General features: G+C 60.6%; 20 protein-coding genes. 11 read left to right on the top strand and 9 right to left on the bottom strand.

The window, feature by feature from the left end; translation table 11 throughout:
- Positions 1-77 precede the first annotated feature (77 nt).
- Positions 78-701, top strand: a complete 624-nt coding sequence (locus J1W56_RS03345; protein WP_223611760.1) for a TetR/AcrR family transcriptional regulator — start codon at positions 78-80, stop codon at positions 699-701.
- Here J1W56_RS03345 and J1W56_RS03350 read toward each other — a convergent pair.
- Positions 686-1,438, bottom strand: coding sequence for a YiiX/YebB-like N1pC/P60 family cysteine hydrolase (locus J1W56_RS03350; protein ID WP_223611762.1), 753 nt, complete (start codon positions 1,436-1,438; stop codon positions 686-688). The two genes, J1W56_RS03345 and J1W56_RS03350, sit on opposite strands and share 16 nt — an antisense overlap.
- A gap of 1 nt (position 1,439) precedes the next feature.
- Entirely contained in the window at positions 1,440-2,564 is a 1,125-nt protein-coding gene (locus J1W56_RS03355; RefSeq protein ID WP_223611764.1) for a beta-ketoacyl-ACP synthase III, read from the bottom strand.
- Between the two features lie 131 nt (positions 2,565-2,695).
- On the opposite strand from J1W56_RS03355, the gene J1W56_RS03360 reads away from it, so the two are divergent.
- Positions 2,696-4,300 carry an inorganic phosphate transporter gene (locus J1W56_RS03360; RefSeq protein WP_223611766.1) on the top strand — a complete coding sequence of 535 codons (1,605 nt, stop codon included), beginning with the start codon at positions 2,696-2,698 and terminating at the stop codon, positions 4,298-4,300.
- A 44-nt stretch (positions 4,301-4,344) separates the two neighbouring features.
- Here the strand turns inward: J1W56_RS03360 and J1W56_RS03365 are convergent, their stop codons facing one another.
- The 3 genes from J1W56_RS03365 to J1W56_RS03375 form a co-directional block, all read right to left on the bottom strand.
- Complete coding sequence (locus tag J1W56_RS03365) at positions 4,345-5,190, bottom strand: oxidoreductase (RefSeq protein WP_223611768.1); 846 nt, start codon at positions 5,188-5,190, stop codon at positions 4,345-4,347.
- Positions 5,191-5,325: 135 nt separating this feature from the next.
- Positions 5,326-6,075, bottom strand: a complete 750-nt coding sequence (locus tag J1W56_RS03370) for an SDR family oxidoreductase (protein WP_223611769.1) — start codon at positions 6,073-6,075, stop codon at positions 5,326-5,328.
- Between the two features lie 54 nt (positions 6,076-6,129).
- On the bottom strand, positions 6,130-7,605 hold the full coding sequence (locus J1W56_RS03375) for an aldehyde dehydrogenase family protein (protein WP_223611771.1): 1,476 nt from the start codon (positions 7,603-7,605) through the stop codon (positions 6,130-6,132).
- Between the two features lie 159 nt (positions 7,606-7,764).
- Between J1W56_RS03375 and zwf the strand changes: the two genes are divergently transcribed.
- The 3 genes from zwf to edd are packed head-to-tail and all read left to right on the top strand — an operon-like array spanning position 7,765 to position 11,764.
- Positions 7,765-9,234, top strand: a complete 1,470-nt coding sequence (gene zwf / locus J1W56_RS03380) for a glucose-6-phosphate dehydrogenase (protein WP_223611772.1) — start codon at positions 7,765-7,767, stop codon at positions 9,232-9,234.
- A gap of 2 nt (positions 9,235-9,236) precedes the next feature.
- Positions 9,237-9,935 (top strand): 6-phosphogluconolactonase, encoded by a 699-nt coding sequence (gene pgl, locus J1W56_RS03385; protein ID WP_223611774.1) that lies wholly within the window; start codon positions 9,237-9,239, stop codon positions 9,933-9,935.
- Positions 9,936-9,946: 11 nt separating this feature from the next.
- Complete coding sequence (gene edd, locus J1W56_RS03390; RefSeq protein WP_223611776.1) at positions 9,947-11,764, top strand: phosphogluconate dehydratase; 1,818 nt, start codon at positions 9,947-9,949, stop codon at positions 11,762-11,764.
- Here the strand turns inward: edd and J1W56_RS03395 are convergent, their stop codons facing one another.
- Together J1W56_RS03395 and folD are read right to left on the bottom strand one after the other, a co-directional pair.
- The gene (locus J1W56_RS03395) at positions 11,765-12,727 is read right to left on the bottom strand and encodes a GlxA family transcriptional regulator (RefSeq protein WP_105736378.1); all 963 of its coding nucleotides are present in this window, start codon (positions 12,725-12,727) and stop codon (positions 11,765-11,767) included.
- Positions 12,728-12,765: 38 nt separating this feature from the next.
- On the bottom strand, positions 12,766-13,665 hold the full coding sequence (folD, locus tag J1W56_RS03400; RefSeq protein ID WP_223611778.1) for a bifunctional methylenetetrahydrofolate dehydrogenase/methenyltetrahydrofolate cyclohydrolase FolD: 900 nt from the start codon (positions 13,663-13,665) through the stop codon (positions 12,766-12,768).
- A gap of 211 nt (positions 13,666-13,876) precedes the next feature.
- Here folD and J1W56_RS03405 point away from each other — a divergent pair, with 211 nt between their 5' ends.
- Entirely contained in the window at positions 13,877-15,130 is a 1,254-nt protein-coding gene (locus J1W56_RS03405; RefSeq protein WP_223611780.1) for a sarcosine oxidase subunit beta family protein, read from the top strand.
- An 8-nt stretch (positions 15,131-15,138) separates the two neighbouring features.
- Here the strand turns inward: J1W56_RS03405 and J1W56_RS03410 are convergent, their stop codons facing one another.
- Positions 15,139-17,259, bottom strand: a complete 2,121-nt coding sequence (locus tag J1W56_RS03410; RefSeq protein ID WP_223611783.1) for a GumC family protein — start codon at positions 17,257-17,259, stop codon at positions 15,139-15,141.
- A gap of 255 nt (positions 17,260-17,514) precedes the next feature.
- Here J1W56_RS03410 and proC point away from each other — a divergent pair, with 255 nt between their 5' ends.
- From proC to J1W56_RS03430, 4 genes are read left to right on the top strand one after another with little or no spacing between them, the layout of a single operon-like run.
- A complete protein-coding gene (gene proC / locus J1W56_RS03415) occupies positions 17,515-18,330 on the top strand; it encodes a pyrroline-5-carboxylate reductase (protein ID WP_223611785.1) in 816 nt (271 codons plus the stop codon).
- Between the two features lie 37 nt (positions 18,331-18,367).
- A complete protein-coding gene (locus J1W56_RS03420; protein ID WP_223611787.1) occupies positions 18,368-19,201 on the top strand; it encodes an urease accessory protein UreD in 834 nt (277 codons plus the stop codon).
- A 50-nt stretch (positions 19,202-19,251) separates the two neighbouring features.
- Positions 19,252-19,554, top strand: coding sequence for an urease subunit gamma (locus J1W56_RS03425; RefSeq protein WP_223611789.1), 303 nt, complete (start codon positions 19,252-19,254; stop codon positions 19,552-19,554).
- A gap of 8 nt (positions 19,555-19,562) precedes the next feature.
- The gene (locus J1W56_RS03430; RefSeq protein WP_223611791.1) at positions 19,563-19,868 is read left to right on the top strand and encodes an urease subunit beta; all 306 of its coding nucleotides are present in this window, start codon (positions 19,563-19,565) and stop codon (positions 19,866-19,868) included.
- Between the two features lie 32 nt (positions 19,869-19,900).
- Here the strand turns inward: J1W56_RS03430 and J1W56_RS03435 are convergent, their stop codons facing one another.
- Positions 19,901-20,269: a hypothetical protein gene (locus J1W56_RS03435; RefSeq protein WP_223611793.1), complete on the bottom strand. Its 369-nt coding sequence runs from the start codon at positions 20,267-20,269 to the stop codon at positions 19,901-19,903.
- Between the two features lie 187 nt (positions 20,270-20,456).
- On the opposite strand from J1W56_RS03435, the gene ureC reads away from it, so the two are divergent.
- Positions 20,457-22,169 carry an urease subunit alpha gene (ureC, locus tag J1W56_RS03440; protein WP_223611795.1) on the top strand — a complete coding sequence of 571 codons (1,713 nt, stop codon included), beginning with the start codon at positions 20,457-20,459 and terminating at the stop codon, positions 22,167-22,169.
- Positions 22,170-22,180 lie beyond the last annotated feature (11 nt).

A 22,180-nucleotide genomic window follows, 5' to 3' on the forward strand; every position in this document is an offset into this window, starting at 1 on the left:
ACTGGGAAGGATCAAGGCCGAAGATGTAATGCTCCATGCGCATTGTGTATATTCACTGGTTAGTATACTTTATCGCCATGCCAAAGACATCCGACCCGACCCGCGACCGCATTCTCGATGCTGCCAGCCGCCTGTTCTATGCGGAGGGCATTCGTGCTGTCAGCGTGGATGCCGTTGCGGAAGCGGCGGAGCTCACAAAGCGGACGCTATACTATCATTTCAAGAGCAAGGACGATCTGGTTGCCGCCTATCTCCAGTCGCGCGACCAGCCCAATCTTGCGCTGTTTGCCAAGTGGTTCAACGCGGCGGACGGCACGGTTGCGGACAAGGTCGAAGCGATCTTCACCCATCTGGCCAGGGCTGCGCGGCACAAAAAATGGAAGGGCTGCGGTTTCCTGCGGACAGCTGCCGAACTGGTCAACATGCCCGGCCACCCCGCCATCAAGATCGGTTCCGCGCACAAGAAGAAATTCGAGGCGTGGCTGGCGGATGTTCTGGCAACAGCCGGAGTGGAAGAGCCGCCAGCCCTCGCCCGGCAGATCGTGCTGCTGATGGACGGGGCCTTTTCCATCATGCTTGTCCATCGTGATGCCAGCTATGTCGAGGCGGCGGGCAAAGCGGCGGCGGCACTTGTTCACCTGTCTGAAATCAGGGACGCCGAGCGATATTCGCTTTCAAACAAGCCTCAGTTGTCCAAATAGCTTCCGGGACTGTAGAGAAGCTCGACTCGCCTGGCGTTCATCAACTGCTTGGGAGAGAACCAGAAAAATCTCTCGCTCTCAGGATCGTCATCGATGGCAAATTGCAAACTGCGGAAGATCGCCAGCCAGACAAGCTTGGAACAATAGAAGCCGGAATCGTCATTCAAATCCAGATTGAAGAATTCATAGGGGCGGTCAAGATATTTTTTTGCTTCGGCTGGTATTTCCGAGCGCTGTTCCTGCGGCAGGTCCGCAACGCGGCCATGCCAGACCTCTTCCCCAGGACGGGAAGCAAGCCAATTTTCATAGGATTGCCTGACAACGCCCCTGCCGGAAACGGCTTCGATCACAAACGGCTTGCCATCGCAAATTTCAAGAATAGCGACATGTCCGACGTAGACGATTGATCCCGTCCCCAGCGATTCCTTGCTCAGCTTTTGCGGCCCGTGATATAGTTTTGCGAACTCTTCAAAATCCAGCCTGTTGAGCCGGGCTTCCCGCGCTGCGGTGAAATCCGGATCGGATTTCGCCACCTGCTCCAGGTAAGCACGCTTCTCAGTCTCGAATTTTTGCCTGTCGTAAAAATCGGTTGGAACCTGCCGCATGTCAGGCGCGTAGGCCGCGGAATAGGGAACGATAACCCCCGGCTTCTTCGGCCACACAAAATCACCTGACTGGAACTCCGACGGATCTGGCCGCAACGTTTTCGCCGTGGTGACAGGCTCTGATGCCGCCAAGCTACACCTTCCTCACAATCACGCTGCCGACGGAATAGCCGGCACCGAAGGAACAGATGACGCCGAGACTGCCCGGTGCAAGGTCGTCGGAATATTGGGAGAAGGCGATGATCGATCCTGCCGAAGACGTATTGGCATAGTCCTGCAGGATATTCGGCTGTTCCCCCGTTTCCGGTTCACGCCCCAGCACCTTCGAGCCGATCAGATCGTTCATGCCCTTGTTGGCCTGATGCAGCCAGAGCCTCGACAGATGCGCCGGTGCGATATTCTCGTCGGCAAGGTGGGTAAGGATCAGGTCGGAGACGATCGGCACGACCTGCTTGAACACCTTGCGGCCTTCCTGACGGAACAGCATGTCGCGGCGGTCGGTCATGTGGCCCTCGCGCGTGCGGCGCAGGAACCCGTTATTGTTGCGGATATTGTTGGAGAACTGGGTCAGGCAGCGGGTCGAGATGATCTCGAACCGGTCCGGTGCGGTTGCAAGGTCGTCGCGCTCCAGCAGCACCGCCGTGCAGACATCGCCGAAAATGAAATGGCAGTCGCGGTCACGCCATTCGAGATGGGCGGAGCAAATCTCCGGGTTGACCATGAGGATGGCACGGGCCGATCCCGAACGGATCATGTCGGCCGCCGCCTGGATGCCGAATGTCGCCGACGAACAGGCAACGTTCATGTCAAAGCCGAAACCCTGTATCCCGAGCGCTTCCTGCACCTCGATGGCAATCGCCGGATAGGGGCGCTCGTGATTGGAGGCGGCGCAGATCACGGCATCCACGTCGGCAGCGGTTCGGCCGGCCTTGGCCAGCGCCGCGGTTGCCGCCTTGACCGCCATTTCGGCCATGACTGACAGTTCATCGTCACTGCGCTCCGGCAGGACAGGATGCATGATCGCCGGATCGAGAATTCCCGACTTGTTGAGCACATAGCGCCGCTCGATCCCCGATGCACGGACGATGAAGTCTTCCGCGGACATCGTCATCAGTGCGCGCGTGCCTGCCGCAATCTCATCGGCATGGATTTCATTCTGCCGCGCGGCATAGCTGTTGAATGCTTCAACGAGTTCGGCATTGCTGATGGAGAGTTCCGGCGTAAAGACACCGGTACCGCTTATGACAACCTTATGCATGGCGTTTCCATAGTTTTTATCTGTCTCAAGCGTTAGACGCTCAAACGTCCGCGCGCAAGTTGTCATCAAGAGTTCACGCGCCGGCCTTAGCGTTCCCCCTAGTGTTTGAAGCAAATACTGGGGATTTCCTGATGACGGTAAGCAATGCGACTGACACACGTCTGTTGAAAGACGAACACCCGCTCGACAAACCAAGCAATTTAGGCAATTGGCCTAATTATGCGGTGGTCGCCATCCTGATCGGCGGCCTTTTTTATGTCGGATATTCACTCACCCAGGATTTGACCAGTTCGGTCGCCGTGCCGTGGATTCTTCTGGGGCTTGCGCTGGTTACGGCCCTGGGCTTTGAATTCGTCAACGGTTTTCACGACACCGCCAATGCCGTTGCAACGGTGATCTATACGAATTCGCTGCCCGCCGAGATCGCCGTGATCTGGTCGGGCATTTTCAATTTTCTCGGGGTCATGACCGCAAGCGGTGCCGTTGCCTTCGGCATCATCTCGCTTCTGCCGGTGGAACTGATCATGCAGGTCGGTTCGAGCGCCGGTCTTGCCATGGTGTTTTCGCTGTTGACCGCCGCCATTCTGTGGAACCTTGGCACCTGGTATCTGGGCCTGCCCGCCTCCAGCTCGCACACGCTGATCGGTTCGATCGTCGGCGTCGGTCTCGCCAATCAGTTCCTGGCACCGACAGGCACTGCCACCAGCGGTGTCGACTGGTCGAAGGCCACGGAAGTCGGCATGTCGCTGCTGATTTCGCCGCTCGTCGGCTTCGGCATGGCCGCCCTGCTGCTGCTGGCGATGCGGCTGCTGATCAAAAACAAAGCCCTCTATGAAGCACCGAAAGGCCAGACTCCTCCGCCTTTGTGGATCCGCGGCCTGCTGATTTTCACCTGTACCGGTGTCAGCTTCGCCCATGGCTCCAATGACGGCCAGAAGGGCATGGGCCTGATCATGCTGATCCTGATCGGCGTGGTGCCAACATCCTTCGCGCTCAACCGCACCCCGGACATCAATTATCTCGAAGCCTACAAGTCCGCCGCGACCGCAGCCGCGACAACGCTGCGCTCCTATGAAAAGCCCGGCATCACCGTCACCGATGCCAATGCGGTGGTCAGCAATGCGGTGCGCAACAAGACATGGAGCGATGAAACCACCGTCGCATTGCGCCAGTTCATTGACCAGACCAATGCCAGCATATCGCCGTATGGCTCCGCGTCGACGGTTCCGGTCGGCATGGTCAGCAACACCCGCAACAACATGTATCTGACCGGCGAAGCGTTGAAGCTGATCGACAAGGCCAAACTGCTGCCGATGCAGCCCGCCGACCTTGCCACCATCAAGACCTATCACCAGGCCATCGACAATGCGACGAAGTTCATCCCGACCTGGGTGAAGGTTGCCGTGGCGCTGGCCCTCGGTCTGGGCACGATGGTCGGCTGGCGGCGGATTGTCGTCACCGTCGGTGAAAAGATCGGCAAGACGCACCTCACCTATGGGCAGGGTGCTTCGGCCGAACTGGTTGCCATGGGCACGATCTTCACTGCCGACACGCTGGGCCTGCCGGTCAGCACGACCCACATTCTCTCGTCAGGCGTGGCGGGGTCGATGGTGGCAAACGGCTCGGGCCTGCAGATGTCGACGGTGCGCAACCTGCTGATGGCCTGGGTGCTGACACTGCCGGTGTCGATTGCCCTGTCATTCACCCTGTTCGTGATCCTGCGCCAACTGATTTAGGCCGGAATGAAAAATGGCCGGCAATGCCGGCCATTTTCGCTTGATCAGGATCCCTTCGGCGCATCGGCGCCTTCGGTTACCTCGGCCCAGGCATCAAAATCCCGCTGCAGTTCGGTAATCTTGCTGCGGGCTCCGGCGAGTGCAAACTTGCCAAGCAGCAGGCGCAGGGGCGGCGTGTCCGCTTCCACGGCCTGGACGATCGCCTTGACCGCCCGCACAGGATCGCCCGGCTGATTGCCGCTGGATGTCCTGATCTGCTGCATGCGCTGATCGGACGTCTCGCGATAATCCTCAATGGTCGTGGGTGCCTCGTTGGCCGAACGTCCGGCCCAGTCCGTGCGGAAACCACTGGGTTCCACGATCAGAACCTTGATCCCAAGGTGCGCGACTTCCTTGGACAGGGCTTCCGAAATCGCTTCGACGCTGAACTTGGTGGCATTGTAGAAGCTCACGGCCGAATTGGCCACAAGACCGCCAATCGATGAAATATTGACGACGGTCCCTGACCGCTGCTTGCGCATGACGGGCAGGACGGCCCGGGTCATGTTGACGAGACCCCAGACGTTGATTTCGAACATCTTGCGCACTTCATCGATGTCGCTCTCTTCAAGCGAACCGAAATAGCCGATACCGGCATTGTTGACGAGCACATCGATACGGCCGAAGCGGGCTTCCGCCGCCTGGACGGCAGCGGCAATATCGTCCGCATTGGTCACGTCGAGTTTGAGGACAAGTGCCTTGTCTTCATTGCCCCGCGCCAGATCTTCGACCTGTGCGGGGTTACGTGCGGTGATGACGGTGGGATAACCCAGTTCAAGCGTATGGCGCGCCAGCTCGCGGCCAAAACCGGTTGAACAGCCAGTGATAAACCAGACGGGTTTCGATGTCATGATCATGTCCTTGAAGGATGAGCCGCGCCGCTGATCGGACCACGATCAGCCGGATACAGCCATTGGGGAAATTGGACGACACTCCGGATGTAGGCCGATCTGCTTCCCGTTCAAGACAAAATCAGTTGATCCCGTCTAAATACAGCGCCCGCCGTCGACTTCCAGCGCCACGCCCGTGATGAACTCGGCCTCGCTGGAAGCGAGCCAAAGGGCCGCATTGGCGATATCCAGCGGTGTCGACAGGCGGCCGAGCGGGATCGAAGCCTTGAACTGCGCGCGCTTTTCCGGCGTGTCCTCGCCCATGAACAGGCTGAGCATCGCGGTATCGCCCGCCACGGGGCACAGGCAATTGACCCGGATATTCTTCGGTGCCAGTTCAACCGCCATGGATTTCGTCGCGGTGATGGCCCAGCCCTTGGACGCATTGTACCAGGTGAGGCCGGGACGCGGACGCAGGCCAGCCGTGGACGCCGTGGTGATGATGGAGCCGCCGCCCTGCATTTCCATGATCGGCACCACGGCAAGCGTTGAATAGTAGATCGCCTTCATATTCACGGCCGTAATCAGGTCGAAGGTGCTTTCATCCACCTCGAGCATCGAGCCATTGCGGTGCGTGAACCCAGCATTGTTGATCATGATGTCAACGCGGCCGAATGCATCCATTGCGGCAGCAACCATCGCATCGATATCGTGTTTGCGCGAAACGTCCACCTCTACGGCAATCGCCTTTTTTCCAATGGCGGCAGCAACCGTTTCCGCACCCTTGTGGTTCAGGTCGGCGACGACGACATTGGCCCCCTCTTCGGCAAAGCGCTTCGCCATTCCCTCGCCGAAACCGGCGGCTGCGCCGGTGATGATCGCTGTCTTGCCTGCCAAACGGGTCATGTCATTTCCTCATGCTATTGATCTTGAATGGGATTGTTCCGGGTGTCGGCCCGGTCAGTCGTGGCGGAACACGACCGTTTTGGTTGCGGACATATCGAAGAGCGCTTCAAAGCCCTTTTCCCGCCCGTGACCGGACTTCTTGAAACCGCCAAACGGCAGTTCGACGCCGCCGCCAGCACCATAGGCGTTGACGAAAACCTGTCCGGCGCGAACTTTCTTGGCGACACGGTGCTGGCGGGCACCGTCCCGGGTCCAGATGCCCGCGACGAGACCGTAATCGGTACCATTGGCAAGCCTGATGGCATCCGCTTCATCATCGAATGCGAAAAGCGACAATACCGGCCCGAACACTTCTTCCTGTGCCAGAACCGACGCGGGATCGACAGCGCCGAAAAGCACGGGAGCGACGTAGTAGCCCTCCACGGGCGCTTCGACATGAATGGAGCCGCGGGCAACAACCTCGATCCCGGACTCGGCAGCGGAAGTGATGAAGTTCTCGACCTTGCACTTCTGCGCCGGGTTCACCATCGGGCCGAGGTCAAGGTCCATATCGTGCGGTGCGGCGACAAGCTTGCTGAAGCGCTCGCCAAGGGCGGCAGCGACGTCATTATAGAGAGGACGCTCGATCAGGATACGGCTTCCCGCCGAGCAGGTCTGACCGCCGTTCTGGATGATGGCATTGACCAGAACCGGCAGGGCCTTTTCCACGTCCGCATCGGCAAACAGGATTTGCGGTGACTTGCCGCCCAGTTCCATGGTAACGCCGCGATTGTTCGCGGCGGCGGCCTGCTGGATCGCGGTCCCGGTGACGGGCGAACCGGTGAAGGTGACGTAATCAATCCCCGGATGCGATGACAGTGCGGCACCAGCATCACGGCCATAACCGGTGATGACATTGAGAACGCCATCGGGAAATCCTGCCTCAATGGCCAGTTCACCGATGCGGATGGCGGACAGCGAGGCATCCTCGGCCGGTTTGATGACCAGCGTGTTGCCCATCGCCAATGCGGCGCCAACCACGCGCGCCATGATCTGCATCGGATAGTTCCATGGAATGATGCCGGCAACCACGCCGTGCGGTTCGCGCAGCGTCAGCGCCGTGAAGCCGTCGAGAAAGGGAATGGTATCGCCATGGATCTTGTCGGCGGCACCGCCATAGAATTCATAGTAACGCATGGTCGCGGCGACATCCGCCTTGCCCTGACGGACCGGCTTGCCGGTATCGCGCGATTCGAGCGCCGCAAGTTCGTCGCCATGCTCTTCGACGAGCTGGCCGAGCCGTGTCAGCAGGCGGCCACGCTCGAAAGCCGGCATCCGGCTCCAGGGTCCGTGTTCGAAGGCTTGCCGCGCTGCGCGCACGGCGCGATCCACATCATCGGCATTGCCCGCCGGGATGGTGGCGAAGGGCAAACCATCGGACGGACACAAAACAGTGATCGTTTCCTGCGAGAGTGCGGCGACCCGCCGGCCATTAATGATATTCAGGAAATTCTTATCCTGTGCGACAATTCGAGAGAGATTCTGATCCATGACGGGTTCCTGCTTTGCGCCGATGGTATTGGAATTGAACCGTCTTGGGAATGCATTTTGACGCAGAAGACGGATCGGTGCTGGCCTTTTTAAATCGATTAGATTATACAGGCCTGCATCAGCGGAACACCTATTTTTGGCATAGCGAGACTTAATCTTATGACAAGCCAGATTATCCCGGTTGAACCTTTTGACTGCATCGTCTTCGGCGGCAGCGGCGATCTTGCCGAGCGCAAACTGATCCCCGCGCTCTATCAACGCCAGCGGGACGGACAGTTGACGGAGCCCACGCGCATCATTGGCGCATCGCGTTCGGCCATGTCCGATGCCGACTACCGCAAGTTTGCGGAAGCCGCGATCAAGGAACATGTCAAACCGGAAGAGATCGACAAGAAGCAGGTGGAGCAATTCCTGCAGCGCCTGTCCTATGTTGCCGTCGATGCGACATCGGACAATGGCTGGGACGATCTCAAGAGCGCGATTGGCGACGCGAACAGGAAGATCAGGGCGTTTTACCTCGCGGTCAGCCCGAGCCTGTTCGGCGACATTGCCAGCCGCTTGAAGAAATATGAGCTGATCACCGATCAGACCCGTATCATCGTCGAAAAGCCGATCGGCCGCGATCTTAAATCCGCCATTGCGCTCAATGACACGATCGGCAGCGTCTTCAACGAACAGCAGATTTTCCGCATCGATCACTACCTCGGCAAGGAAACGGTGCAGAACCTGATGGCGCTGCGCTTTGCCAATGCGCTGTACGAGCCCCTGTGGAACTCGGCGCATATCGACCACGTGCAGATCACCGTCGCGGAAGCGGTCGGCCTCGAAGGTCGCGCCGGCTATTACGATACGGCCGGTGCGCTGCGCGACATGGTGCAGAACCACATGCTGCAGCTTCTCTGCCTTGTTGCGATGGAGCCTCCCGCATCCATGGATGCCGATGCCGTGCGCGACGAGAAGCTGAAAGTCCTGCGCTCGCTTGCCCGCATCGATGGCAAGAATGCCGAAGAGCTGACCGTGCGCGGCCAGTACCGCGCCGGTGCGTCCGCCGGCGGCCCGGTCAAGGGCTATCAGGAAGAACTGGGCGCGACGAGCAACACGGAAACCTTCGTCGCCATCAAGGCCGAGATCGCCAACTGGCGCTGGGCCGGCGTTCCGTTCTACCTGCGCACCGGCAAACGCCTTGCCACGCGGGCCTCTGAAATCGTCGTTTCGTTCAAGCCCATTCCGCACTCGATCTTTGGCGAGAGCGCGGGCCGGGTCGTCGCCAATCAGCTGGTGATCCGCTTGCAGCCCGATGAAGGCGTGAAGCAGTGGATGATGATCAAGGATCCGGGTCCGGGCGGCATGCGCCTGCGCCACGTTCCGCTCGACATGAGTTTTGCGGAATCGTTCCAGGTGCGCAGCCCCGATGCCTATGAACGCCTGCTGATGGATGTGGTGCGCGGCAACCAGACCCTGTTCATGCGCCGCGACGAAGTTGTTGCCGCATGGCGCTGGATCGATCCGATCCTGAAAGCCTGGACCGACAATGACCAGTCCGCAGCAGGTTATACCGCCGGTACATGGGGACCATCCGCGGCCATCGCCTTGATTGAACGCGACGGACGCACCTGGCACGAGACATGATCATGCAGCAGACACTGAACAGTTTTGCCGATGGAAACGCTCTTGCGGAAGCACTGGCGACCAGTGTTGCAGCACACCTGCAGGCCGCATGCGATGCGCGCGGCAAGGCGGTTCTGGCCGTATCGGGCGGAACCACCCCTGCCCGCTTTTTCAAGGCGCTGTCGGTCAAGGACCTGCCCTGGACCCGGATCACCGTCACGCTGGTGGACGAACGTTTCGTGCCGCCAAGCAATGAGCGCTCCAACCAGAAGCTGGTGACGGAGCTGCTTCTGCAGAATGCCGCAGCGAAGGCCAATTTCGTCGGGCTCTATCATGCGTCTGCGGATGCGGACGCTGCGGTTCAATCCGCGGCGACCGCCATCGCCGCACTGGGCCAGCCTTTCGACGTGACTATACTTGGCATGGGCGGCGATGGTCATACGGCCTCGTTCTTCCCCGGCGGCGACCGCCTTGCCGACGCGATTTCGATGACGCAGCCGGCGCTCGTCCTGCCGATGCAGGCGGAAGGCGCCGGCGAGCCGCGCCTGACACTCACCCTGCCGGTGATCGTTCATTCCCGGTTCGTTGTCCTGCACATCGAAGGCGACGGCAAAAAAGCCGTCCTCGACAAGGCGCTTGGCGACGGGGCAACCGCTGACATGCCCGTTCGCGCTGTCCTGCGCCACACACCCATCAATCTTGAGATTTTCTGGGCTCCATAAGGAGAAAACCGATGACCGTCCTGCAAAGGGTCAAAAGCATTACCAACCGCATCCGTGAGAGGTCGATCCCGACCCGCGATGTCTATCTCGACCGTCTGCGCGAAGCTGCTTCCCACAAGCCGAAACGCACTGCATTGGCCTGCGCCAATCTCGCTCACGGCTTTGCTGCCTGCGGACCATCTGACAAGGCTGCGCTGGCTGGCGATGTTGTGCCCAATATCGGTATCATCACCTCATACAACGACATGCTGTCGGCGCATCAGCCATTCGAAACCTATCCGCAGTTGATCAAGGCGGCCGTGCACGAGGCGGGCGGCGTGGCGCAGGTTGCCGGCGGCGTGCCGGCCATGTGCGATGGCGTGACCCAGGGACAGCCGGGCATGGACCTGTCGCTGTTCTCCCGCGATGTCATTGCCATGGCGACGGCCGTTGGCCTGTCGCACGACATGTTCGATGCAGCTGTTTATCTCGGTGTCTGCGACAAGATCGTGCCGGGCCTCGTCATCGGCGCGCTGACATTCGGTCACCTGCCCGCCGTGTTCATCCCGGCCGGTCCGATGACGACGGGCCTTCCCAATGACGAGAAGGCAAAGACACGCCAGCTCTACGCGGAAGGCAAAGTCGGCCGCGATAAATTGCTGGAGTCGGAATCCAAATCCTACCACGGGCCGGGAACCTGCACCTTCTACGGTACGGCCAACTCCAACCAGATGCTCATGGAAATCATGGGGCTGCATACGCCGGGCTCGTCCTTCATCAATCCCGGCACCCCCTTACGCGAAGCATTGACACGCGAGGCCGCCAAGCGCGCCCTTGCCATCACCGCGCTCGGCAATGAATACACGCCGGTCGGCGAAATGATCGACGAGAAGACCATCGTCAACGGCGTTATCGGGCTGCATGCCACGGGCGGTTCGACCAACCACACCATGCATCTCGTCGCCATGGCGGCGGCTGCGGGCATCAAGCTGACATGGCAGGATATTTCGGACCTTTCCGACGTGGTGCCGCTGCTGGCGCGGGTCTATCCGAACGGCCTCGCCGATGTGAACCACTTCCACGCAGCGGGCGGCATGGGCTACATCATCCGCGAATTGCTGGATGCAGGCATGCTGCATGAGGACGTGAAAACCGTCTGGGGCGAAGGCCTGCGTGCCTACACCATCGAGGTCAAGCTCGGTGAAAACGGCACCGTGGAACGCAGTCCTATCCCGAGTGAAAGCGCCGACAAGAAGGTCCTGTCCACGGTCAAGGAGCCGTTCCAGGCAACCGGCGGCCTGAAAATGCTGAAAGGCAATCTCGGCACCGCCGTCATCAAGACATCGGCAGTCAAGCCGGAACGGCGCATTATCGAGGCGCCTGCCATCGTGTTCGACAGCCAGGCGGCGCTGCAGGACGCTTTCAAGGCAGGAAAGCTCGACCGTGACTTTGTCGCTGTTGTCCGCTTCCAGGGTCCAAAAGCCAATGGCATGCCGGAACTGCACAAGCTCACGCCGCCGCTCGGCGTCCTGCAGGATCGCGGCCATATGGTTGCGCTGGTGACGGACGGGCGCATGTCCGGCGCCTCGGGCAAAGTGCCTGCTGCAATCCACGTGACCCCGGAAGCATTGAGTGGCGGCATGATCGCCAAGATCCGCGACGGCGACATGGTGCGGCTCGACGCGGAAATCGGTACGCTTGATGTGCTGGAAGACCCTGAAGTTCTCGCTGCGCGTCCTGACCCAATCGTGGATCTCAGCCACAACAGCTACGGCATGGGCCGCGAACTGTTCGCCGCCTTCCGCAACGTGGTGGGCCGCGCCGACGAAGGCGCGTCGGTTTTCGGCTGATCAATAGGTGGTGCGGCGCTCATCGGAGGGTGAGCGCCCGAACTGCGCCCGGTAGCTCTGGGCAAAATAGGAATGGGACGTGAATCCCGTTGCCAGCGCCACGTCGAGAATAGGCGAATGCGTCTGCCGTAGCAGCTCGCGCGCCCGCTCAAGCCGCAGGCTCATGTAATAGCGCCCCGGCGTCATGTTGAGATGGCGCAGGAACAAGCGCTCCACCTGCCGGACCGAAAGACCCACGGCCTTGGCCAGCCGCACCGCCGATTTCGGCTGTTCGAGATTGTCGGCCATCAGCTCGACGATCTTGCGCAGCTTCTCGGATTTTCCGGTCAGGTCCCGCTCGGGCCCGATGCGCTGGCGATCCGTCTGCGAGCGGATGCGCTCATGATGGAACTGGTTGGCCACTTCATTGGCAAGGCCGGGATCGAAATCCTGCCGGATGATCTCCAGCATCAGATCGATCGAGGTCGTCCCGCCCGCGCAGGTATAGCGCTTGCGGTCGATCTCGAAAACATTGCCGGTGCATTCGATCTGCGGAAAACGCTCCTGAAAACCGGCGCGGTTTTCCCAATGGATCGTGCAGCGATGCCCTTCGAGCTGGCCTGCTTCGGCGAGGATGTAACTGCCGATGTTGAGCCCGCCCAGCGCCGCACCGCGCCGCCCGAGATTGCGCAGCGCTGCAATCACCTTGGGTTTTTCTTCAAACTCGGTGGTCAGCCCGGCGCAGATGAAGAAAATATCGGCGGCGGGAAGCTCCGCCAGCGAATATTGCACATTGATCTGCAGACCGTTGGATGCGGTGACCGGCGCACCCGTGGCGGACACGGTGGTCCACCCGTAGAATGGCTCTTCCGCCATCCGGTTGGCCGTGCGCATCGTATCGATGGCAGCGGCAAGGCTGAACATCGGGAATTTGTCGACAAGCAGAAAAGCGAAGGTTCTACTGACCTTGAGGGCTTCGGGCATATGCTGTTCTAACGACAATCCGGTTGCAAACCAATGAATTAGAAGCGGGGCGGTGTTTTTCCGGCACTGCGGTGGGCGGCAACCAGCGTGTTGGCCATCAGCATGGCAATCGTCATCGGCCCGACACCACCGGGAACCGGCGTCAATGCGCCGGCGACGGGAGCCACATCGGCAAAATCGACATCGCCGACAAGACGCGTCTTGCCTTCACCCCGCTCGGGAGCCGGAATGCGATTGATACCGACATCGATGACAGTCGCGCCCGGCTTCACCCAGTCCGCCTTGATCATCTGCGGACGACCGACGGCAGCCACCAGAATATCGGCATTGCGGCAAAGGCCTGGCAGATCCTTCGTCCTGCTGTGGGCAATCGTGACCGTGGCATTGTGTGCGAGCAGCAGGTTGAACATCGGCTTGCCGACGATATTGGAACGGCCGACAACCACCGCATTGAGGCCAGAGAGATCACGGCCGAGAATGCGGTCGATCAGCAGCATCGAGCCCTCGGGCGTGCAGGGGACGAATGCGGTGTCGAGCTCGCCGGTCCCCAGCTTGCCGACATTGATGAAGTGGAAGCCGTCGACATCCTTGTCGGGCGAAATGGTCTGGATGATGCGGCCGGAATCGATGTGCTTGGGCAAAGGCAATTGCACGAGAATGCCATGGATGGCCGGATCGGCATTGAGCGTTTCCACCAGCCTGACCAGTTCATCTTCGCTCGTCTGTTCCGGCAGGGTGTGCTGCACGGAATGGAAGCCGCATTCCTTGGCCTTGCGTCCCTTCGAGGCGACATAGACCTGGCTGGCCGGGTCCTCGCCGACGATCACCACGGCAATACCGGGCGTGATGCCAGTGACCTCAATCAGCTCGGCGGCGGACGCCTTGACCTTTGAAACCACGTCTTCGGCAATCTGCTTGCCATCAATCGTCACTGCCATGTGCTGCTCCTGGGCATCGCGCTTCGGGAATGGACGTCATTCTGAGGATTCTTAGGCAATACAATACCGCCAGAACGGCGTTCACTGACGCAATAACGAAAGCGGCCCATAAGGGCAATGCGATGATGTGACCCAAGGATGGTTCTGGGGCTTGCGAATACGCCAAAACCACGCATGATCACACTGTTCCGCCTGCAAACTGGATTCGTCGATGCGCTATTCCGCTTTCTCCCTTCTCAAGAACGCCCTCAACGGCAACAAGGACTGGAAGCCTGCGTGGCGCAAACCCGATCCGAAGCCGGCCTATGATGTGGTGATCATCGGCGGCGGACACGGGCTGGCGACCGCCTATTACCTGGCCAAGGAACACGGCATCCGCAATATCGCCGTGGTGGAAAAGGGATGGCTCGGTTCCGGCAATATCGGCCGCAACACGACGGCGGTGCGATCCAATTATCTCCTGACGGAAAACCAGCACTTCTACGAGGCATCGATGAAGCTCTGGGAGACCATGTCGCACGACCTCAACTACAATGTGATGTTCTCGCAGCGCGGCGTGGTCAATCTTGCGCACAACCTGCCGCAGCTCGATGTCTATATCCGGCGCGGCAACCAGATGCGCCTCAACGGCATCGACTGCGAACTGATGAATCCCAAACAGCTGGAAAAACTCATACCCGGTCTCGACACCAGCGCATCCGCGCGGTTTCCGATTATCGGCGGCCTGATGCAGCGCAGCGCTGGTACGGCGCGCCATGATGCCGTAGTGTGGGCCTATGCGCGTGCAGCTGACCAGCTCGGCGTCGACATCATCGAGAATTGCGAAGTCACCAGCTTCATCAAGGACGGCGACAAGGTCACCGGCGTCATGACCACACGCGGTCCGATCAATGCGAAAAAGACCGCCTGCGCCGTCGCCGGACACACCAGCGAGCTGATGCGCCGGGCAGGTGTTGACCGGCTGCCGCTGGAATCGCATGTCCTGCAGGCCTTCGTTTCGGAAGCGCTCAAGCCCGTCGTCGATACGGTTGCGACATTCGGCGGCGGCCATCTCTATTTCAGCCAGTCGGACAAGGGCGGGCTGGTTTTCGGCGGCGATATCGACGGCTACAATTCCTACGCACAGCGTGGCAACCTGCCCGTGGTGGAAGATGTGATGAGCGAGTTCGTCGCCCTCATGCCGGCGCTGGCCCGCGTCAAGCTGCTGCGCTCCTGGGGCGGAATCATGGACATGTCCATGGACGGCTCCCCCATCATCACCACCGGACCACTGCCGGGCATGTATCTCAACACCGGCTGGTGTTACGGCGGCTTCAAGGCAACGCCAATCTCCGGCAAATGCTTCGCCTGGACCATCGCCAAGGACGAGCCGCATCCGCTGTCGGCACCGTTCACGCTCGACCGGTTTTATCGCGGCTACGTCATTGACGACAAGGGCATGGGCCCCACGCCGCGCCTGCACTGAACTCGGCTTTAGTCTCCGGCGGCACGCTGCCGCAACACATCGCGAATCTCGGCAATATCGGCGAGCATGTCCTCGATATTGGAGTTGTCGTGATGACGCGGGGCGAAATGCATGTCGGCATATTCGTAGAGAAGCTGCGCAACCGCGACCTGATCCTCGGCCCATGCCGCATCTTCATCGGCCATTTCAGCCGCATCAGAAGCGGAATTGCGCGTTTGGGCCTGTTTGATGGCAGCACCCAGGCGTGACTCGGCGGGCGCTGCAACCGTGTTGTCCGTGCCATGTTCCGTCCGCTTTCCGCCCGACGGCGGACCCGAATCAAACGGGCCGTCGTTTCCGGCACCGGCTGGTGAAGGCTCAGGTCGGTTGCGGGCACCCCACCCGCGCAGCATTGCGACACCCAGTCCGGCAAGCAGGCCAGCCAGCATGCCGCCAATCACGGGAACACCGCGTGACGGCCCTGCGGGCTCGGCGGATGGCTGCGCTGGCGAAACAACCCGGATACTGGTGCCGCTCATATCGGCGTTTTGCGCGCTTGCCTGGCCGCGCTGCGCATAGGCGTCATAGGCCGCGCGCTTTGTTGCGGCATCCTGCTCCAGCGCTCGCAGCCGGGTCATGTCCCCGCTTGTTCCGGCCGTGCGCGATTTGAGCTGCGCAAGCTGGTTTGCCAGATCCTGCTCCCGCTGCACCGAACGCTTGAGTTCGGCCTGCGCCGAGACCGCCATGCGGCTCAATTCGCTGCGCACTTCCTTGCGGATTGCCTCGACTTCCGACCGCGCCTGTATGAGCAGCGGATGGCGCGGTCCAAGCTTGATCGCCAGCGCATCGGCCTGCTGCTTGAGAACCGAATATTGCGAACGCAAAGCTGCTATCGCGTCGGACCCCAACGCATCCGGCACCGTGTTGCCGAGAACGCTATCCACCGATGCGCCTTGAATGGCGGCAGCCTGCGCGTTGAGCTTTATTGTCTGATCGCGGGCGGCGGCGAGCGCATCGCCCGCCTTTGCAACATCGTCAGCCGGTCCACCCTGGGCATCGGCGAGATTGTTGTCGATCCTGAATTTCTGCGCCGCGTTCTCGGCATCTTCCGCAGCACTGCGCAGTTCATTCAGCCGGCCGGCAAGCGGGGCCGCTGCTCCCGCACCCGGTGACGGATTGCCCTGCTCTTCGATGAAGACATCGGACAGAGTATTGGCAAGGCGCGCGGATTTCTGCGGATCGCTGGATCTGACAGTAATATCGAAAACAAAATTCTGTGCGCTCCTCCCGACCGTGAGATTGTCGGAGAGATTGCGCACCAGCAATGCTTCGCGTGACGCTGTGTCCGGCGTGCTGTCGGTGGAGAAAAGCTCGCGAACGGCCGCAAGCCAGCCCTTGTCCTTCAGATTGCCATTGAATTCTGGGTCTTTGGCGAGACCCGTCCGGTCGATCACCTGGGAAAGCACACGGTTCGAGCGGATGGCGCGCAATTGGCTCTCGGCAATGGCCAGGGATGCCTCGGTCGGCAGCTGACCGGGCACAGGCGCTTTCCCGCTCAACGGGATGTTGCTCGGGTCTACCAGCAGTTCAGCGGTTGACGGGTAGAGCTTCGGCATTGTCATCGCATAGCCGGCACCAAGCAAGGTGCCGATCAGGGTCGTCGCGATAATCAGTTTTTTGGAATTGATGACGCGATTGAGGGCGTTGGACGGCTCGATGAACCGTTTCATCGCGACATGGTTGTCAGCAACAGGCTTAAGGGGGCTTGTCGCCGGTGCAACGGGTATATCGGCGGCAACCGTCGGCGAAACCGGCGCGACGGATGCGTTATCGTCGATCCGGCGGTTGAGTTCGGCCTTGATGGCCGCCATGTCGGCACGCATGCGATCGATGGCGATCTGCTCGGCGTCTTCATCCGTGAGGGCATTATCGGGCTCCGGCGCGGGGATCTGCGTGATTTCGCTGCTGGCCGCCAGACGCAGCGCCCGCATCCGCTGATAGTATTCCAGATCGTCTTCGCGGCGGGGTGCTTGCGGGGGTGTTGCAGGCGCCACGCGTGCGGGCGCACTGCCCGCCGTTTCCGGCTGGCTGGCAAACGAGAGCAGCGAGCGTCGTGGCCGCTTGTCTATCCCGTTGTCCCGATCACCCATTCCTGTCCGCACTCCATAAGAACCGTTCAATACATTACCCCCGAAGCATGGCTTACGGTTAACCCAACCTAAAGTTCTATGGGAAATAAATCGTTAATCATTGGTGAAACACCGGGGAATTTATCCGAAGATGCCCTGCGGTGTCGCGGTGTCTCCCATTATTTCAATGATCGGTGCACCGGCCGCAGGGTTGCCCAGTTGACCCGGCGCTTAGGACCGGATCAAAGTGCGGCCACATGATTTGGGAGAAGACAGATGGTTGACAGCGTGGTTCTGGTTGGTTGCGGCAATATGGGTTTCGCCATGCTCAAGGGCTGGCTGGATGCCGGCATACTGAAGCCGGGACAGGTCCACGTCGTCGAACCGACTGATGCCTTGCGGGATCGGGCAGCGACACTCGGGGTCAATGCCGTCGCGGGCGCCGCATCGCTTGCCGCCGGTCTTCAGCCGCGGGTGATCCTGGTGGCGGTCAAGCCGCAGGTGATGGGCGACGTCCTGCCCGCCTACAAGCGCTTTGCGGAACACGCGACATTCGTGAGTGTGGCTGCCGGCATTACGGTAAACTTTTTCGAGAAGCATCTGGGCGACAAGACCGCGATCATTCGCACGATCCCCAACACCCCGGCGGCAATCGGCAAGGGCATGATCGTTACCTTCCGCAATCCCCATGTCGGTGACGACGATGCGGCATTTGTCGATAGGCTGCTGAAAACCAGCGGCGCTGTCGCCTCCGTTGACGATGAAAGCCTGATCGACGCTGTGACGGCCGTTTCGGGTTCCGGGCCTGCCTATGTGTTCCATTTCATCGAAGGCCTGACCGAGGCCGGTGTTGCCGCCGGGCTGACGCGGGAGATCGCCGGCCTTCTCGCCATGCAGACCGTTTATGGCGCCGGTGCGCTGGCTGCGGCCAGCGCAGACACCCCGACGACGCTGCGCGAACAGGTGACCAGCCCCAACGGCACCACCGCTGCGGCGCTGAAGGTGCTCATGGGCGAGGACCGGCTGAAGAACCTTCTGACCGAGGCCGTGCATGCGGCGCACCAGCGCGCCATCGAACTTGGGAAAGTTTGAGCTTTCCCACCCCGCCGGGCTGCGCTAGCCTTGCGGTATGAACGTTCACCCGTCCCTTGACCTGATACCGGAAACCAGGCCGCAGCGCGCCTACGGGCACGCCCGGCTGGCGGTGAAACCCGTCAATGGGCGTACGCGCATCGCCACGCTCTATCAGGAAGGCTGCGCGAAAATCCGGCTGCCGGACCGGGACGATGCGGCGCTGGAAGCCGTGATGATCAACACATCCGGCGGCCTGACCGGCGGCGACGACATGCGCTGGCAGTTCGACGCGGGCAATGATTGCCACGCGCAGATCACCACGCAGGCCTGCGAGCGTATCTACAAAGCCTCGTTTTCTGTCGCCCAGGTGGAAACCACGCTGTCGGTTGGCGAGAACGCCAGTCTCGCCTGGCTGCCGCAGGAGACGATCCTGTTTGAGCGCTCCGCCCTGAAGCGAACGCTGACGGCGCGGCTTGCCGGAACGGGCCGCGCGCTGATCATCGAGCCGGTGGTGTTCGGCCGCAAGGCGATGGGCGAGGACGTCCAGACCTGCACGTTCCGTGACCGCTGGCGCATCTACCGGCAGGACAGGCTGGTTCACGCCGAAGACTTTGCGATTGGTCCCGATACGGCAGCCATGCTTGCCCGGCCTGCCCTGCTCGGCGGAATGCGGACAATGGCCACCATCCTGCTGCTCGACCACGATGCGGAGCGGTATCTGGAGCCGGCGCGAAAAATAATCGGTGAAAAAGGCGGCGCTTCTGCCTGGTCTGGCAAGCTTCTTGCGAGGCTGGTGGATGAGGATGCCTATTCCCTGCGGAAACGGCTGATACCGCTGATCGAACTGCTGAATCAAAAGGCAGGCGTGCCTAAAGTCTGGTCAATCTAGGGCCTGGACCGCGGCGCACGGAACAAACATGGGATGGCCAAGAGGACAAAATGAACCTGACACTCCGTGAAAAAGACAAGCTCCTGATTGCCATGGCGGCAATAGTCGCCCGCCGCCGCCTCGAACGCGGCGTCAAGCTCAATCATCCGGAAGCCATTGCGCTCATTACGGATTTTGTCGTGGAGGGCGCGCGCGACGGCCGCTCGGTCGCCGAACTCATGGAAGCCGGGGCCCACGTCATCACCCGTGCCCAGGTGATGGAAGGCATCCCCGAGATGATCCACGACATTCAGGTGGAAGCCACGTTCCCCGACGGCACCAAGCTCGTCACCGTTCACGAACCGATCCGTTAGGAGGCACCATGATCCCGGGTGAAATCATTCCTTCCGCAGGCGAGATCGAACTGAACGCCGGCGCAACCACTATAACACTAAAGGTTGCAAACACCGGCGACCGTCCCGTGCAGGTCGGCTCGCACTATCATTTCTTCGAAACCAATAATGCGCTGATATTCGACCGTGCTCAGGCACGCGGCATGCGGCTGGATATCGCGGCGGGAACCGCGGTGCGGTTCGAGCCGGGACAGGAGCGCGACGTGACGCTCGTGCCGCTTGGCGGCAACAGGACCGTTTACGGGTTCCAGCAAAAGATCATGGGAAAGCTTTGACCGACCAGCTTCCCCAATGCTCTGTCGCGCGGTCAGCTCGGCTTTTTGGTGACAAGGGTCAAAAGGCCCTTGGAATCGAGGCTCGCGACAACCACCGCCGCCGACGTCAGGCCCTTTTCCTTCAGGGCTGCGGAGACTTGCGGCGATGCATCGATCGAGGTGCGCAGCTGCTGTATGTCCTTGTCGGAGCGTTTGGCCACGGCATTGTTGACCTGGGTTTTCGTCCCCTCCGGCAATTCGTTGATATCGACAATGTTGATCGTCGTGATCGGCACCGCTCCGGATTGCGCCGGGGCCTTGCTGGCCGGTTGCTGCGTGGCTGGTGCCGCAGTCTGCGCATAGGCGGCGGACGTGGCGAGCGGGAAAGCGGCACACATGGCCAGGATCATCATCTTTCGCATCGTTTTTCCTTTCACGTGATTGGCGAACGATCATCTTTTGATGACGGGCGCAGTTCACCTGCGGAATTCGATCTCAAGCGGTCGGTTATCGGGTCATTCCGGGGCGATATCGTGGCCGGAATGTGGCTCCGGTCTCCCGCCGCCGTGCGCGTACCGTGCCAGACCTACAGCCCAGGAGGGAACCATCATGCCCGCTAAAATCTCCCGCTCCGCCTATGCCCGCATGTTCGGCCCGACAACCGGCGACAAGGTGCGCCTTGCCGACACGGAGCTGTTCATTGAAGTGGAAAAGGATTTCACCATCCATGGCGAAGAGGTGAAATTCGGCGGCGGCAAGGTTATTCGCGACGGCATGGGACAGAGCCAGGTGGCCCGGGCTGACGGCGCCGTCGATACGGTCATCACCAATGCCCTGATCGTCGACCATACCGGCATCTACAAGGCGGATGTCGGGCTCAAGGACGGGCTGATTGCCGCCATCGGCAAGGCCGGCAATCCCGACACGCAGCCGGGCGTTACCATCATTATCGGGCCGGGCACGGAAATCATCGCCTGCGAGGGCAAGATACTGACGGCTGGCGGCATGGACGCGCATATCCATTTCATCTGCCCGCAACAGATCGACGAAGCGCTGATGTCCGGCGTGACCACCATGTTCGGCGGCGGCACCGGCCCGGCACACGGCACGCTGGCAACCACCTGCACGCCGGGCCCATGGCATCTGGCGCGGATGATCCAGGCCTTCGATTCCATTCCGATGAATCTCGGGCTATCGGGCAAGGGCAATGCCTCGCAGCCGAAAGCGCTGGAGGAGATGATCCTCGGCGGCGCCTGTTCGCTGAAACTGCATGAGGATTGGGGCACCACGCCGGCTGCCATCGACAATTGCCTCACCGTTGCCGACCGGTTCGACGTTCAGGTGATGATCCATACGGACACGCTCAACGAGAGCGGGTTTGTCGAGGATACGGTTGCCGCGTTCAAGGGGCGCACGATCCATGCTTTTCACACGGAAGGCGCAGGCGGCGGGCATGCACCTGACATCATCAAGATCTGCGGCCTGCCCAATGTCATTCCCTCGTCGACGAACCCGACACGACCCTACACGAAGAACACCATTGCCGAACATCTCGACATGCTGATGGTCTGCCATCACCTGTCGTCGTCGATCCCCGAGGACGTGGCGTTCGCCGAAAGCCGCATCCGCAAGGAAACCATTGCGGCCGAAGATATCCTGCACGATATCGGCGCCTTTTCGATCATTTCATCGGACAGCCAGGCCATGGGCCGCGTCGGCGAAGTTCTGATCCGCACATGGCAGACCGCCGACAAGATGAAGCGTCAGCGCGGGAGCCTGCCGCAGGAAACCGGCGACAACGATAATTTCCGCGTGAAACGATATATTGCCAAATATACGATCAATCCGGCGATCGCGCAGGGTGTATCCCGGCATATCGGCTCGATCGAGGTGGGCAAGCGCGCCGATCTCGTGTTGTGGAATCCGGCCTTCTTCGGCGTCAAACCCGACATGGTGCTGCTGGGCGGCTCCATCGCCGCCGCGCCGATGGGCGACCCCAATGCATCCATCCCGACGCCGCAGCCGGTGCATTACCGCCCCATGTTCGGCACCTTCGGCAAGAATGTCTCCAATTCCTCCGTTGTCTTTGTCAGCAAGGCATCGATTGAGGCTGGCCTGCGCCAGTCGCTTGGAACGGACAAGCGCTTGATCGGCGTCGAGAACACCCGTGGCGGCATTTCAAAGGCATCGATGATCCACAATGACGCCACACCGCATGTGGAAGTTGACCCTGAAACCTATGAAGTGCGCGCCGACGGCGAACTTCTGACATGCGAACCGGCGACAGTGCTGCCCATGGCGCAGCGTTACTTCCTGTTCTGAGGAGAATGAAC

The organism is Phyllobacterium calauticae (genome assembly GCF_019991125.1).
GTDB classification, from domain to species: domain Bacteria; phylum Pseudomonadota; class Alphaproteobacteria; order Rhizobiales; family Rhizobiaceae; genus Phyllobacterium; species Phyllobacterium calauticae.

What these genes read in the sequence shown, in the direction of transcription:
- J1W56_RS03365 (WP_223611768.1), bottom strand. Translation starts at nt 5,190, where the DNA reads ATGACATCGAAACCCGTCTGGTTTATCACTGGCTGTTCAACCGGTTTT.
- J1W56_RS03360 (WP_223611766.1), top strand. Translation starts at nt 2,696, where the DNA reads ATGACGGTAAGCAATGCGACTGACACACGTCTGTTGAAAGACGAACAC.
- edd (WP_223611776.1), top strand. Translation starts at nt 9,947, where the DNA reads ATGACCGTCCTGCAAAGGGTCAAAAGCATTACCAACCGCATCCGTGAG.
- J1W56_RS03430 (WP_223611791.1), top strand. Translation starts at nt 19,563, where the DNA reads ATGATCCCGGGTGAAATCATTCCTTCCGCAGGCGAGATCGAACTGAAC.
- J1W56_RS03420 (WP_223611787.1), top strand. Translation starts at nt 18,368, where the DNA reads ATGAACGTTCACCCGTCCCTTGACCTGATACCGGAAACCAGGCCGCAG.
- folD (WP_223611778.1), bottom strand. Translation starts at nt 13,665, where the DNA reads ATGGCAGTGACGATTGATGGCAAGCAGATTGCCGAAGACGTGGTTTCA.
- zwf (WP_223611772.1), top strand. Translation starts at nt 7,765, where the DNA reads ATGACAAGCCAGATTATCCCGGTTGAACCTTTTGACTGCATCGTCTTC.
- J1W56_RS03370 (WP_223611769.1), bottom strand. Translation starts at nt 6,075, where the DNA reads ATGACCCGTTTGGCAGGCAAGACAGCGATCATCACCGGCGCAGCCGCC.
- J1W56_RS03345 (WP_223611760.1), top strand. Translation starts at nt 78, where the DNA reads ATGCCAAAGACATCCGACCCGACCCGCGACCGCATTCTCGATGCTGCC.
- pgl (WP_223611774.1), top strand. Translation starts at nt 9,237, where the DNA reads ATGCAGCAGACACTGAACAGTTTTGCCGATGGAAACGCTCTTGCGGAA.
- proC (WP_223611785.1), top strand. Translation starts at nt 17,515, where the DNA reads ATGGTTGACAGCGTGGTTCTGGTTGGTTGCGGCAATATGGGTTTCGCC.
- ureC (WP_223611795.1), top strand. Translation starts at nt 20,457, where the DNA reads ATGCCCGCTAAAATCTCCCGCTCCGCCTATGCCCGCATGTTCGGCCCG.
- J1W56_RS03395 (WP_105736378.1), bottom strand. Translation starts at nt 12,727, where the DNA reads ATGCCCGAAGCCCTCAAGGTCAGTAGAACCTTCGCTTTTCTGCTTGTC.
- J1W56_RS03355 (WP_223611764.1), bottom strand. Translation starts at nt 2,564, where the DNA reads ATGCATAAGGTTGTCATAAGCGGTACCGGTGTCTTTACGCCGGAACTC.
- J1W56_RS03405 (WP_223611780.1), top strand. Translation starts at nt 13,877, where the DNA reads ATGCGCTATTCCGCTTTCTCCCTTCTCAAGAACGCCCTCAACGGCAAC.
- J1W56_RS03375 (WP_223611771.1), bottom strand. Translation starts at nt 7,605, where the DNA reads ATGGATCAGAATCTCTCTCGAATTGTCGCACAGGATAAGAATTTCCTG.
- J1W56_RS03410 (WP_223611783.1), bottom strand. Translation starts at nt 17,259, where the DNA reads ATGGGTGATCGGGACAACGGGATAGACAAGCGGCCACGACGCTCGCTG.
- J1W56_RS03425 (WP_223611789.1), top strand. Translation starts at nt 19,252, where the DNA reads ATGAACCTGACACTCCGTGAAAAAGACAAGCTCCTGATTGCCATGGCG.
- J1W56_RS03435 (WP_223611793.1), bottom strand. Translation starts at nt 20,269, where the DNA reads ATGCGAAAGATGATGATCCTGGCCATGTGTGCCGCTTTCCCGCTCGCC.